The sequence below is a fragment of the Neobacillus sp. OS1-2 genome (assembly GCF_030915505.1).
GTDB lineage: Bacteria > Bacillota > Bacilli > Bacillales > Cytobacillaceae > Neobacillus.
In genome coordinates this window covers 2,681,166-2,695,019 of sequence record NZ_CP133265.1, presented here as the reverse complement: position 1 = coordinate 2,695,019, position 13,854 = coordinate 2,681,166, and the positions used below count along the sequence as shown (strand labels likewise).

12 protein-coding genes are annotated in these 13,854 nt (G+C 37.7%); 6 read left to right on the top strand and 6 right to left on the bottom strand.

The features are described from left to right. Positions 1 to 214: 214 nt before the first annotated feature. The gene (locus RCG19_RS13220; protein ID WP_166244912.1) at positions 215 to 793 is read left to right on the top strand and encodes a DUF2087 domain-containing protein; all 579 of its coding nucleotides are present in this window, start codon (positions 215 to 217) and stop codon (positions 791 to 793) included. 83 nt (positions 794 to 876) lie between these two features. After that, positions 877 to 2,097: an MFS transporter gene (locus RCG19_RS13215; RefSeq protein ID WP_308107519.1), complete on the top strand. Its 1,221-nt coding sequence runs from the start codon at positions 877 to 879 to the stop codon at positions 2,095 to 2,097. Positions 2,098 to 2,298: 201 nt separating this feature from the next. Here RCG19_RS13215 and RCG19_RS13210 read toward each other — a convergent pair whose 3' ends face one another. The 4 genes from RCG19_RS13210 to RCG19_RS23735 all read right to left on the bottom strand — a co-directional run bounded on the left by RCG19_RS13210 (position 2,299) and on the right by RCG19_RS23735 (position 6,461). Continuing rightward, the gene (locus tag RCG19_RS13210; protein WP_308107518.1) at positions 2,299 to 3,594 is read right to left on the bottom strand and encodes a protoglobin domain-containing protein; all 1,296 of its coding nucleotides are present in this window, start codon (positions 3,592 to 3,594) and stop codon (positions 2,299 to 2,301) included. Between the two features lie 290 nt (positions 3,595 to 3,884). Continuing rightward, complete coding sequence (locus RCG19_RS13205; RefSeq protein WP_308107517.1) at positions 3,885 to 5,345, bottom strand: HAMP domain-containing sensor histidine kinase; 1,461 nt, start codon at positions 5,343 to 5,345, stop codon at positions 3,885 to 3,887. After that, entirely contained in the window at positions 5,326 to 6,030 is a 705-nt protein-coding gene (locus tag RCG19_RS13200) for a response regulator transcription factor (RefSeq protein WP_166244919.1), read from the bottom strand. Before RCG19_RS13200 ends, RCG19_RS13205 begins: the two co-directional genes overlap by 20 nt. Before the next feature lie 269 nt (positions 6,031 to 6,299). After that, positions 6,300 to 6,461 (bottom strand): DUF6448 family protein, encoded by a 162-nt coding sequence (locus tag RCG19_RS23735; protein ID WP_374049614.1) that lies wholly within the window; start codon positions 6,459 to 6,461, stop codon positions 6,300 to 6,302. Positions 6,462 to 6,647: 186 nt separating this feature from the next. Between RCG19_RS23735 and RCG19_RS13195 the strand changes: the two genes are divergently transcribed. From RCG19_RS13195 to nagZ, 3 genes are all read left to right on the top strand, one after another. Then, the gene (locus RCG19_RS13195) at positions 6,648 to 7,028 is read left to right on the top strand and encodes a BlaI/MecI/CopY family transcriptional regulator (protein ID WP_308107516.1); all 381 of its coding nucleotides are present in this window, start codon (positions 6,648 to 6,650) and stop codon (positions 7,026 to 7,028) included. A 17-nt stretch (positions 7,029 to 7,045) separates the two neighbouring features. After that, positions 7,046 to 8,830 (top strand): M56 family metallopeptidase, encoded by a 1,785-nt coding sequence (locus RCG19_RS13190; protein ID WP_308107515.1) that lies wholly within the window; start codon positions 7,046 to 7,048, stop codon positions 8,828 to 8,830. Positions 8,831 to 8,978: 148 nt separating this feature from the next. After that, positions 8,979 to 10,721, top strand: a complete 1,743-nt coding sequence (gene nagZ / locus RCG19_RS13185; RefSeq protein ID WP_308107514.1) for a beta-N-acetylhexosaminidase — start codon at positions 8,979 to 8,981, stop codon at positions 10,719 to 10,721. 301 nt (positions 10,722 to 11,022) lie between these two features. On the opposite strand, the gene RCG19_RS13180 is transcribed toward nagZ, so the two are convergent. Further along, entirely contained in the window at positions 11,023 to 11,979 is a 957-nt protein-coding gene (locus RCG19_RS13180) for a S8 family peptidase (protein ID WP_308107513.1), read from the bottom strand. A gap of 430 nt (positions 11,980 to 12,409) precedes the next feature. Next, the gene (locus RCG19_RS13175) at positions 12,410 to 12,886 is read right to left on the bottom strand and encodes a tetratricopeptide repeat protein (protein ID WP_308107512.1); all 477 of its coding nucleotides are present in this window, start codon (positions 12,884 to 12,886) and stop codon (positions 12,410 to 12,412) included. 485 nt (positions 12,887 to 13,371) lie between these two features. Here RCG19_RS13175 and RCG19_RS13170 point away from each other — a divergent pair, with 485 nt between their 5' ends. Then, on the top strand, positions 13,372 to 13,818 hold the full coding sequence (locus RCG19_RS13170) for a MarR family winged helix-turn-helix transcriptional regulator (RefSeq protein ID WP_308107511.1): 447 nt from the start codon (positions 13,372 to 13,374) through the stop codon (positions 13,816 to 13,818). Positions 13,819 to 13,854 lie beyond the last annotated feature (36 nt).

Below are 13,854 nucleotides of genomic sequence, written 5' to 3'. Positions count from 1 at the left end.
GTACTCGGGTTCATGAAGGACTTTTCTGCCGGGGAGTTTTGGAGGTTTGTCCTTCATCGGCTTCACGAAGGACTAATCGCGCAGTTTTCAACAGGGATCTGTCCTTCATCGGCTTCATGAAAAAAAATGGTTTTCCACTAAATTTACCTATTGCTAAATCAGCTTAATTCAATTAGTATCTAATTAGATACTAATTGAATAAGGTGTGTTGATTATGCAATTAAATAAAATTGTTGAATTTCATAAAGCATTGGGGGACCTTACACGCGTTCGGATTATCGGCCTTCTCCAACAAGGCCCTTTACACGGGCAAGCAATTGCGGGAAAGCTCGGGCTCAAACCGCCGACGATTACCCATCATATGGCAAAGTTGCGAGAAGTTGGCCTGATCAAGGAACAACGTGACAAAAACACCATCTATTTTTCACTTAACCTAAAGGCATTAGAAAGTAATGCCAAAGCCATTCTCACGGTTGGAACAGGTGGTGAAGCTCGCGTGGAAATGTCCGTAACTGCCGAGGAACGAGCTGTCATTCTCCACAACTTCTTCACAAAAGAAGGGAAATTAAAAAATTACCCTGCTCAACGAAAGAAAAAGCTTGTTGTCCTGGAACAAATGGCAAAGGGATTAGAATTTGGAAAAGTATATCAAGAGAAAGAAATCAATGACTATTTAAAGCAATTCCATGAAGATTATGCAACATTACGGCGTGAACTCATCATGTGTCAGTATATGTACCGGGAAAATAATCTATATGAATTAAATCCTGTTGAATTATGGTGGTTAAGTTAAAGGGCGTCACCCGGCGCCTCTTTTTTACACCCATCCAATTAGATATATATAAAATTAGACTATGATGAAAGAAGGTAATAATGATGGGAAATTCCATGATCAAAGTTGAAAAAGAATATCGGAAATTATTCTTGGCTGGGGTTGTGAATGGGATTGGCGATCGTTTTAGTTCCGTTGCCATATTAGCGATGCTATTACAGATAACCGGATCAGGCTTGGCAGTAGGCATGACGTTAGCTATTCGATTAATCCCATTTGTCTTTTTCGGACCATTAGGAGGCTGGCTGGCTGACAGGGTTCCTAAAAAGTCGATATTAGTGGCAACCGATCTGTTTCGCATCCTATTTGCCCTATCCTTTTTATGGGTTCATAGCGAAGAGGATCTGTGGATCGTGTATCTCAGTTCATTTTTTTTGGCAGCCGGTGAAGCTATTTATAGCCCGGCGAGAAAGTCTGCCATTCCTCTCCTTGTAAACAAGGAAAAGCTGATAAAAGTAAATAGTTTGGAACAAGTTTTAATCGGGATTGTCTTAATCGGAGGGGCCTTTTCCGGAGGAATTGTGTCGTTTATTTTTGGAGCCCATGTAACCTTTTGGTTCAATGCCGCCTCTTTCCTAGGAGCAGCTGCTATTATCTCAACAATAAGGTTTCCCGAGCACAAACGAGTGCAGGAAGGTGCTGTGCCTAAAATGGAAGCCCCGTTCACTGTATTCAAAAAAGTCATTTTGATGTCCGCTTCTGTTCTCATCCTCCTGATTTGCGAAGTCTTAATTGCCTCCATGAACGGTATCGATAATGTCCTCATTAGCGTATATGCCGTAAATGAGTTTCAACTGGGCGATATCGGTGTCGGTCTATTTTATGGAGCCTTAGGAATCGGTTTAACCCTAAGCTACTTCATTGCAAATCGCTTGAGGAAAAATTTCCTGGTCACGGGTTTAGTCTGCTTACTGATAGAGGGAGCTTCGCTGTTACTATTAAGTAGAATCCATATCGTCGGGCTGGCCTTTCTACTATTTTGCAGTGTGGCATTTATGTCCGGGATTGGAAATGCCTGTTTTGATACCATCTTAATGAAAGAGATTCCGGAGGAACACCAGGGAATGATGTTTGGCCTGTTAGCCACCATCGGGAACACCATTTTAGGCCTATCTATGTTTTTATCAGGTATTGCTCTAAACTATCTTGCCCCACGCTCTTTGGGCATGATTGGCGGTGGGTCCTATATTCTAATAGCCATTCTCTTACTAGCAGTCATTTCATCAAAAGCCTATCAGAAGAGGAGCCAATCCCTTCATTATTAGACTCTTCATCTCCGTATTCATCGAAGTAGATCCCATGTACAGAGATTTCCACTATTTTAATGGTTAAACACGGGATTTATTCGGTGAATATGGGCTGCCGTTTATTATACCTACTATTGATTAGTTTCTGGTATCTCGATTTGCCAATGTCGCTGGTTTTTTCTTTTTCTCCATCTTTCTGACAACCGACCTCTGCAATAATTATAATATTTGAGTTGCTTGAGTTAACTTTTCAGCTGATTTTTTTACATTTGTCGTGGCATCCCCAATTCCCTCAATAACCTTGACCAGTCCCTCTATTTGTAGATTCATAGAACTTAGATTTGACTCATTCGTTTCAATGGAAGCTCGTATCGCTTGGAAAGTTGTGTTCGTCGAATTCGATGCATCCGCACCAGATTTAACCGCAGCTTCTACACGTTTTAGTACAGTAGTTACCTCATCTGTATACGTTTGCGAAGAGTCTACAAGCTTCTGAATAATTCCAATCGAATCTTTGGCTCTCTCTGCAAGTTTCTTAACCTCTTTAGCGATTACTGAAAATCCTCTGCCATGCTCCCCAGCTCTTGCGGCTTCAATTGCCGAATTCAATGCCAAGAGATTTGTTTGATTGGCAATTGCATGAACCATCTGAACCACTTCGGTTATCTTTTGGGATGAACTTTCTAACAGCTTAACCGTGTGCCTCATAGTTTGCGTGTCCATCTCAACTGTATTCATTTGTTCTAGGAGTGTGTGAACGACTTTCTCCCCTTCTCTAACTTGAGATTGAATCTCTTTGGCTTGTTCGTAACTTCCTTCGACTAAAAAGTTGACATCTCTGCTGTTTGAGATAAGATTTTCCACTGAAGCATGGGTTTGTTCTGATACAGCTACCAACCCTTCACTAACTTCCAGGATCTTATTCTGTAAATCCTTTTGACCCTCCGCAAATATTTCTTGAATCTTTTGTTCTGTCTCTTGGTTATAAGCTTCTAAAACTAATTGCTGTTCAAGGCTAAGTAATTTCATTATCGATGCCCAAATCAAACGGAACTCATCACGATCTGTCACTTCATTCATCATAACTTGAAAAAGCTCATATTGAAGATTCTGAAATGCCCCCATATACCAAGCTGGTTTTAGGCCTATATGATAATGGATTTTCGCCACTCTTATTCGCTTTTCAAAAAATTCATGGTTAAGTCTTCCTTCAAACAACTCGATTAAATGGACACGTAGTGTTTGACGCAATCGATTGACGGTACTATGGGATTCAATGATTTCCCTTAGTTCTTGAACTTGCAGCACAGTCTTATAAAATTCTTCAACTAACTCCTCAATATGTAATTCTACAATAGGTTGAACACATATAACGTGGCTAAGATGTTCCTCGTTTAGCTGAATCATGTTGAGTTTTTCATTAATCTTGGGGTCTGACACATTGATTATTCCCTTTTTTGACGAGGTACCTAACCACTTAAGATTTTTGCTAATTTTTATATGTTGCTGGAACATTTACTTTCCTCCATCTAGTTATAATTCTTTAAAATTTCTCTATAGTAGGAATCTTTTTTAAAATAGATGTGAACATTTTACTATGTTGCTAAGGAAAATGATATATAAATTTTTATAATAAATGATGAATACTAAGGTAAAGGGTTTTATGAAAAGAATCTTGTTACGTCCGTAAGGAAAACTTATCTTATTATAATAAAAAGCCTCTTCCTCAAGAAGAAGCTTCCTATTATGTTCTTAGCCTAGCACTGGAACCACCGTCATCTTAATAAGGTCACTTGCAATGGTAATTAAAATTCCAACAGTGATATTCTTTTTAAACTGAAACTAAAAATAGAGCCTTGATTTGGCGTACTTTCTGCCCAAACCTTTCCATCTAAACGATCCATTATTTCTTTGACTAAGGATAACCCCAAACCCGCCCCTTCTTTCGAAGACGGACTAACGGAATTAATTTTATAAAATCTTTTCCAAACCTGCGGAAGTTCACCGGGTGGAATCCCAACCCCTGTATCGATGACATGCACATGGACTTCATCTTCGTGGATTACGATCTTTACGGTAATTTCCCCACCCTCAGGCGTAAAACGGATTGCGTTCGTGATGTAGTTAATCAGAACTTGTTCAATTAAGTCCTCGTCCCCCAAAACGGCAGGTACATATTCCGGCACAGCCGACCTTAAAGAAAGTGCACGATCCTCGGCTAACGATTCAAGATTGATGACGATGCGGTCGATCATTTCGGAAAGATGTAATTCCTTTTTATGAAACTTCATTTGCCCTGATTCCATTTTTGATAAATCTAGGAGACCATTGACCAATCTTTGCAGTCTCAGGGTCTCTTTTAGCGTAATTCTAAGGTATCGATTTTCTTGTTCTTCGCTGGTTACCATACCATCCAATAGGGCTTCAAGATATCCGCGGACTGATGTCAAAGGGGTTCGAAGTTCATGAGAGGCATTTGCGACAAATTCTCTTTGCATTCTTTCCATTGCCGCCATTTTATTCTTCTCATGTTCCAGATCCCTTAGTGATGTATCAAGTGTCCTCATCATCTCATTGAAGGTTCCGGCTAATACCCCTATTTCATCGGATGAATGTACTTTCGCTTGTTTTGTAAAATTCCCTTTGATCATTTCCAACGAGCTCTTCGTTATTTCCTTAATAGGTTGGGTAATCGACTGAGAGATAAAAAAACTTACAACCGCCACGATGACAATCGAAATAATTCCGGCAAACATCACGATTTCCAAGGTCTGAATTATACTATCTGTAATCTCGGAAAGGGGATTACAGACAAAAACAGCTCCGGTCACCTGACTCCCCGCATAGATCGGTACGGCGACTGTAAGGACAGGACCCTCAACATATTTTACCGTCCCTTGATTCGCAACAACTTCCCCTTTAAGTGCCCGCTCTAATTGATTCGTTCTCGGGTGTAAATGATTGAAATTCTTCTGTCCCTCCAAGCCGTTAATCAGTTTTCCGTCCTTATTCACGATCCACATTTGTGAGCTATTTATTTTATTATAATAATGGATAATTTCATTACTTCGTGTAAAGTCTTGATTCATGATATATGGACTTACACTACCGGCCATTTTCTCACCTTGGGCAATCATTTGCTGTTCTTTTACACCAAAATAATAGCTTTTAAAAAAAAGGTAGAAAAAAAAGCTAACGACGACAATGCTAAGAAGAGTCACAATCACATAGGTTTTCAGAAGCTTACTAAAGAGGCTTTTCTTCATTACGTACCACCTCAAATTTATAGCCCACTCCCCATACCGTTTGCAGATACGTATAAGGCTGTCCACTCTCAATCTTTCGCCGCAGCCGTTTCATATGGGTATCAACTGTGCGAGAATCCCCAAGATACGCATATCCCCAAACTTTATCCAACAAATGTTCTCGAATAAATACTTTGCCAGGATGGCTAGCAAGGAGCCATAACAGTTCTACTTCTTTAGGCGTGCTTACGATTTTTGCTCCATCTACGACAATTTCATACTTTTCCATATCAATCACAAGGTTGGGAAATTCCAGTCGATTGTTAGCCTGTTCATCTGGTTGCGACCTTCGCAAAATGGCCTTAATTCTAGCGACAACTTCTCCCGGAGAGAACGGTTTCGTGACATAGTCATCTCCTCCAATTGTTAATCCAAGGATTTTATCGGACTCTTCTCCCTTTGCAGAAAGCATCATAATCGGTGTATTCATCGTCAGCCTTAGTTCCTTTGCTACTTGCCAGCCATCTTTAAAGGGAAGCATGATATCAAGGATGATTAAATCCGGCTTAAAATGATGGGCCAGTGTCAATGCGCTCACACCATCCGCTGCTGTCTGTACTTCAAAATCTTCTGCCTTTAAGTACAATTCAAGTAAATCGGATACATTTTCCTCATCATCTACCACTAGAATCCTTTTTTTATCCATTGGAATTCCCTCCATTTTAGATGTAACTTAGCATTGTTCAGAAAAAAAGTACTTGATTTGTATCAAGTACTAGGGGTATTTCCTTATTTTGAATGCTCCCGATGATAGGCAATCGCAAAGATTAGCGTTGTCACAAAGAGGATGGCTGCGACACTACATGGGATTAACGGTAACGTACCAGCTCCCTTTTGGCTGTCTTCCACGTGGATTTGTTTACTTACATCTGCACTAGCGTGTTGATCCCTGCATGTGCATCCTCTTTGCTCTGTTCAGTATGACCGGTTTAAATGCCCCTCTTCTTCCCCTTCAGCAAAATGGAAGAAGCTCACGTAAGATTCAATATATTCTCTTCCGGCCGATACATTATTAACATCATAATCCTTTAAAGAAAGGACTTTATCCAAGCGCTCTTGAAGCTTGCTTGAGTACATTTTTATAGTAGAAAGCAAATTTGTCCTTCATAGGGACTATTTGTGAACTTTTTCGTCCAAGGTGCTTTCTTCCTAAAGAAAAGCACCATTTTTTTGTGTATTTTTTTCCGGGAAAAATATGTTGACAATGTCATCCTACAAGTGTAGTCTGAAGTTCAGATTACACTTGTAGGATGGTGAAGTAAGTTGAAGAAAGCGGATTGCAAAATATCTGATGCAGAGTGGATCGTCATGAAGGTTCTATGGGAGGAAGCTCCATTAACATCTGCGAAGATTATAGAGGCAGTAAGTTCTATCAAGACATGGAGCCCGAAAACCATTCATTCCTTAATAAGCAGACTGGTAAAAAAAGGAGCATTAGGTGTGAATAAGGAGATGCCTCAGTATGAGTTTTATCCATTGGTGGATAAAAGAGACTGCATACTGGAAGAAACAAGGTCGTTTATCCAAAAGGTATACGATGGTTCTCTCCACCTTATGCTCGCCAATTTTATTAAGGATGAGGAGATTTCTGAAAAGGAATTAGAAGAACTTCAAAGATTGCTTGATGAAAAAATTAACGAGTAAAAGGCAGGTATTGATGCATGGTTTTATCTGCAGTATTTAAAGAAGTCTTATTACTGTCACTTATGGGTAGTATTTTAGCTTTAGGAATACTTGCTATTAAGGCTATTTTTAGACAAAGGCTTAGCGCAAGGCTTCATTATTATATATGGATTATGCTTGTCCTTAGGCTAATACTGCCAATAGGCATTCAAAGTCATATAAGCTTGCTGAATTTTATTCCAAATGAGCAGAAGAAACTTGATACTCATCTTATAGCAGAGCAATATGTTCCTAATATACTATCAACCAGTACGATTAAAACCGAAAATGCACCGTCTAAAGAAGATAGCAAGGCATTAGCTGACCCAGGTATTAAAGGAGCTATTTTTAATTATGATACGGCAGCAATGCTGTGGGTAATAGGTGTTTCAACAGCCTTACTGTATATGCTTTGCGTAAATATTTTGATGATAGCTAAATTGAAAAAGTGTTCAATCTGTCATAGAGAAGACGTTATTGAAATTCTTGAAGCAGAAAAATCAAGGCTTAACATAAATTCGAAGGTAAAAATTATTTATAGCAATTTCTCGAAATCACCTGCAGTTTACGGGATGATCCGTCCTAAAATTTTAATCCCAAAGGACCTTATAGACAAATTAACCCCGGAAGAGTTTAGGTTTGTGTTCAGCCATGAATTAACTCATATTAAGAACCAGGATTTAGCGGTAAACACCTTGCTTATGTTTGTTAAAGCCATACATTGGTTCAATCCCTTAATCTGGTTTTCACTTAACCAGGTAAAACAAGATTGTGAAATCGCTTGTGATGCGGCTGTCCTCCAAACTTTAAAGACAGAAGAAGTCAAAAAATACGGTCAGACTATGATCAACATGCTAAGATTATTCTCTGAAAAAAAGACCATTACTGGGACATTAGGATATGCAAGTAAATACAATAAGAGGCGAATTATTATGATTACAGGATTTAAAAAAAGTTCGGCATTATGTGCCGCTTTAGCTGTATTTCTTACAATTATGGTAGGTTGCTCAAGCACCATTAAACAAGAAAGTTCAGAGGTTAGCCCAAATAATAACAGCAGCACAAACAGTTCTACTTCGACAGTAGATAAAACAACTCAAGATGAAGCATCACAAAGCAATGCAGAACAAGACAATACAAACCAAGCATCACAAAGCAATACAGAACAAGACAATACAAGCCAAGCATCACAAAGCAATGGAAAACAAGATAATACAGGCCAAGCATCACAAAGCAATGCAGGACAAGACAATACCAGCCATGCCCCAGCATCGAATGACAATTCCGCTGCTTCATCATCTAATGAGGGTATTCAGCGACAGCTTCTCTCTACTATCATGCAATTGGCAAAGCAAGGGAAAATCATAAATTCAGAGTTTCCTGTTAAAACTACTGTTATAGAAGACGCAGAGAAAAAGCTAGGAGATCCGGATAAGGTTGATTGGGTGCCTAGTGCTAAAGGGAATTATGCTGTATTTTCGAAACACAATGTGGTATTTGGTTTCAACAAAGGGGAGCGTATTTTTGAGGCGAGATCCTTTGATAAGAAATTAAATGAATTATCACTTTCTATGGTGAAGAAAGTATATGGAACTCCGGCATATGATGTAAAAAGTAATGGTGAGGAAATTATAGGATATATTGCAAGTTCGGAATACAAGATCTTGTTAGTATTTCCTCAGCCTTCGAATAGCCATCAGAACCCGGTAATGGACCACTATTCCGTACTTTACCCTAAGGGGACCTTTAATAATATGTCAAACGATCCGGGAAGACAATGGTGATACAATATGAAATAAAAAAGGATCGACTATTGAAAACGAGTTTCGTTATAAGGTGCAAACTTTATAATTGACGCTTAAATAGAGGATGAAATCATAATGGTTTCATCCTTTTTTATGATAAATACTAGAATAGAAAGGGGAACTGGAGATGAAAAGACAAAGGAATTCTCGGAATAAGTTACTTGTTTTGACAATTCTACTTCTAGTGTTGGCTATAATCATTGGAGCTTATTATGCAATCAAAGCAAATCATAGCGAACAGACGCCAGTGAAAGATCGCTCCATTATAACTAATCCTCCCGATAAGAATATAGTGGATTCGAACAAGGATCAGACCTCAAGTCTTAAGAGATTGGTAAAAGAAACGTTTTCCTTGTCTAAGGATGGTAAGGTTCCGAACATTTCCTTCATTTCCGGCAAAACAGAATGGAAAGAAGTAAATCAAGAGTGGGGAAAATCAGATCATATTTCGGAGACTGCAAAAGGCAGGTATGAGGAATACGAAAGTCATCACGCTTCAATCGGCTATACCAATAATACTGTGATTGATATCCGATCTTATGATTCAGAACTACAAAATATTTCTTTAAATGAAATTAAGAAATATGGTGGAGAACCCGATGCCATTCGATACTATAAAGATTCAACTCATAACCAAATGATCCTTGTCTATCATGCAACGACTTCTACTGATTTATTGTGGGTTTTACCAATAAAAACAGAGCAGGCGCCAAATCCTAAAGTTGACCATATCTCACTTCTAACGCAGCTTGAAAAGGCACCCATCCAACAAGAAAATCAAACTATTTCAGAAGTCATTTCTAAAATGAGCTTAGAAGATAAAATTGGCCAAATGATTCTTGCTGGAATTTCCGGAACCACGATGGATACAAACACAAAAAAGTTACTAAGCCAATACCATGTCGGAGGAATTATTTTTTACAAAAATAATTTAGAAACCCCTGCACAAACCGTTCAACTTATAAACCAACTGAAAAAGGGAAATAGTTCGAATCTACCGCTTTTTTTAGGCACTGACCAAGAGGGCGGAAGAGTAACAAGATTGCCAGGTGGTCTTGTAAACTTTCCTCCAAATACACAGATTGGAAAGGTAAATAATCCTCAGTTTTCTTATAAAGTTGGAACACTTTTAGGTCAGGAAGTAAATGAGTTTGGTTTAAATCTCGATTTTGCTCCTGTTCTTGATATTAACAGCAATCCCAATAACCCCGTAATCGGTGATCGATCCTTTGGAGATAATCCGGAAGTAGTAAGTGAACTTGGGATTCAAACGATGAAAGGAATTCAATCGCAAAACATCATCTCTACCGTTAAGCATTTTCCCGGTCACGGAGATACATCGGTTGATTCCCATCTGGAGCTCCCGATTGTAAATAAGAGTCTTGAAGAGCTTAAGAAACTAGAGTTAATTCCGTTTGAACGTGCGATTGATCATGGAGCTGATGTTGTGATGGTTGCCCATATCTTATTGCCTCAATTAGATCAAACTAATCCAGCGTCCATGTCAAAAGCTGTCATGACGGATCTTCTTAGAAAACAACTTGGTTTCACGGGAGTTACCATAACGGACGATATGACAATGGGGGCCATTACCGAACATTTTGATATTGGCAAAGCAGCGGTGGAATCAGTAAAGGCAGGAAGCGATATTATTTTAGTAGGGCATGACTATAATAATGTTGTGAAAATTGTTTCCTCTCTAAAAACTGCCGTTCAAAATGGGGAAATTTCAGTACAAAGAGTAAATGAAAGTATAGAGAGAATTATTCAACTAAAAAAGAAATATAACCTTAAAGATGCGACTGTAGAAGGTGCTAACATAAATGAACTAAATCGCTCCATCAATAGTCTTCTGGAGTCTATAAAATAGTTTGTGGGTAATAGGATTACTTCTTTCACAATCGGATTCTTATCTATAGTAGCGAGGTGTGTAAGCACATCAACAATTAATCCTTAGTTAACCTGCTCGTTCATATTATAAGGTTGGCCAGTATGCTAAATTTCTGGTTGACCTTATTTATTTTGGTCTTATTATATCAGCCAGGGTAGAACGTAACTGCCCATGGGCTTCGATCCTGTCAGTAGTAATAGTTTCATCATGTAATATGGATTCCTATTTCGACTCCAATTAATTGAAAAAGCACCCCGTAGGATGCCTCATTGAACTGCAATTAATTATGTAAGCTAGAAAAAGCCTTCGCATAATTCGTTTTTTTGTTATTAATTTTTGATAATAACTCGATGATTTTTTCATTTGGTAACTTAATTTTTTCCTGCGCCGCATAATCTTTTAACAATGAAACATATCCAGAAATGATTACTGTTGATTGAGACGTTCCAGAATTCGATTCTACTTTTTTGTTAGGGAGAATGATTTTTATTTCATCACCGGGAGCATTAATTGTTGTGTCATTAGGCGCATTGGTAAAATCAGATACACTTCCATTAGCCGATAAAGAACCAACAGAGATTACTCCAGGTTTATTGGCCGGAAACATCATGTCGCCATTAGAATAATCGCCTGAAGACGCAACAACTGTAATGCCTTGGTTTAAGGCAACATCAATCACATCAGAAATTTCTTGATTAAATTTATGACTGCCGATGCTTATATTAATAACAGTGCTTTTAAGCTTAATTGCTTCTTCAATTGCCTTTACCATGGTCACAGGATTTATTTTTTCTTCTGAATCCATTACTTTAATCGAAATAACTTCAGCATCCGGGGAAATTCCAATAATCTCCTCATCATACCCTTTCAGAATGGAGAACATCATTGTTCCGTGCCCGTTATTATCTTGCTCACTCCCTACTAAAGCAATGGAGTTGTCATACTTATTACTTATTTGAAAATCAGACACACCGCTATCTATTAATGCAATTTTTTGAGATTTGCCTGTGGAATACATATGCATTCTGTCGTAGTCCATATATTTAACATGCCATCCTACATTTTCTTTACCAAAACTTATATTGGTAAACACAATAGCCAAAGCACCAATCAATAAAGTACATATTAAACCAATTGAAATCTTCTTTACGAATGGATATTTCCCTAAATCTAAGTATTTGTGTAAAAAAAGACTAAGAATGAACGCAATGATTAATATTGGAGCTAAAATTTTCATTAAAAACATCCTTTAAACTGAATTTTTACTGTTTGTAGATGTCGAACACAAGTAGCCAAGTTAAGTCAGCGACAATTCCTCTCTTAGTAACAACAATTCTTCCAAATATTTACCATGTCTGATACGATCGTATTTGGATTAGTAGTCGTTGTTCTACTACACTCAAATACTATCATTATCTTTTTGCCTTAAAAATGACGGTATGATCTCAAAAAACGTATAAATTTACACAAGGCATCTGTAAGTGGCACTAGTTCCTTACTATCTCGCCAAAAATATAATCATAGTTATTTTTGGACTTCTTTAGAGTCATTAAGACATCAATTTGTACTGGTGCCTTAGTGGAGGAAAAGCTTTCATTGTGTTAAGAGTACCTTTGTTGATTCGATATGTATTGCCTACATTTAAACAAAATAAAGAAGTATTATACCTAATTGTCTAGTGAAGAAATTCTCTTTTCAATCACTTCTATAAAAGTTGATCGTTCAGATAATTGGAACAATTGGAGCGACGTTGAAAAATGTTTACGTGCATGGTCATTTTGTTTTAAAGCATGATAGTTCTGTCCTAGTTCATAATTAAGTTCCCCTAAAAGATATAACAAATCTTCATTGAGACATAGGTTTATACCTTTATTGCAGAATTTCATAGACTCAATAAAATTACCATTCTTAAAAAGAGATTTTGCTAATCCATAGTAAATTCTGATTTCTACTTTTCTATCAGGAACATCAACAATGTCCTTTAGGTGTTTTATTGCCTTCTCATACGTTTTGATTGAAAGTTCATACTGGTTTGTTTCGTTATAAATAATACCGATGCTATTTAATATCTCAACGTCTTGGAGGGAAATTGGCATCATCATTTTCTTCTTCCCTAAATTTAAAGCTTCTTCAAGTAACTTCAAACTGAGTTAAATTGCCGTCAGTTCGATGTTCTAAAGGAAATAATGCGCTAATTTCAGGATCCCAATCAGTTCCAAGTACTTCTACATATAACCAATCAGCCTCGAAAAAAAAGGATCATTTAAGTCCTTTTTGGCTTCTTCAGCTAAAGCACCCGTTAGTTTAAGCGAAACTTTTCACAATGTTGAATAAAACAGTACCCTCTCATTGAAATTTTTTCGTTACCTCTTAAACGAGGCAAGTTCTTTTCAACTATATCCTTTCTGATTTTCTTCTAATATGGGGATTCGGTCCTCAATGCCCTCCTAGTTATGGATATTTAAAATCGATTCATGATAAGTCACACAAGCCAGCCTTGTTTCAAATTTCATTTGAATCCCCATTTAATGTGGCTTATCAGCATTTCCTAAAATTTTTCCAATTTTTAAAGATAAAGAAGTTGCAAATTGCAATTAATTAGTATATAAATAAATCAGAGGTGAAAATTATGGAAGATGTTCGAGAGTTGTTTCAAATCATGACAAGACGATTCGGACTTTTAAATAAAAATTGCTGTCGAATTGGAGGAGAGGATATATCCCTTGTACAGAGCCATATTCTTTATGAAATCCTTCGCTACAACAGACCTTCAATGCAACAAGTTGCCGATACTCTGGGGATGGATATAACCACTTTTAGCCGGCAAGTTCAAACGCTAGTAAAGATGGAACTGGTTAAAAAGTCGCCACTTCCTGAAGACAGACGTGTATACCAATTATCCCTAACTACGCAAGGCAATTATGTTGCTGCAAAGATTGACGCAGATATGAAACAATATCTCGACGAAGTATTTTCGAATATGAGTGAGTTTGAACGAGATATGGTGATTAAATCGATCCAACTTTTAAATGACGCCATGTCCAAATCAACTGTTTGTTGTAAATCATTACTTTGAGCAAGATTTCTTGCTCTCTAATTAAAATCCAATACT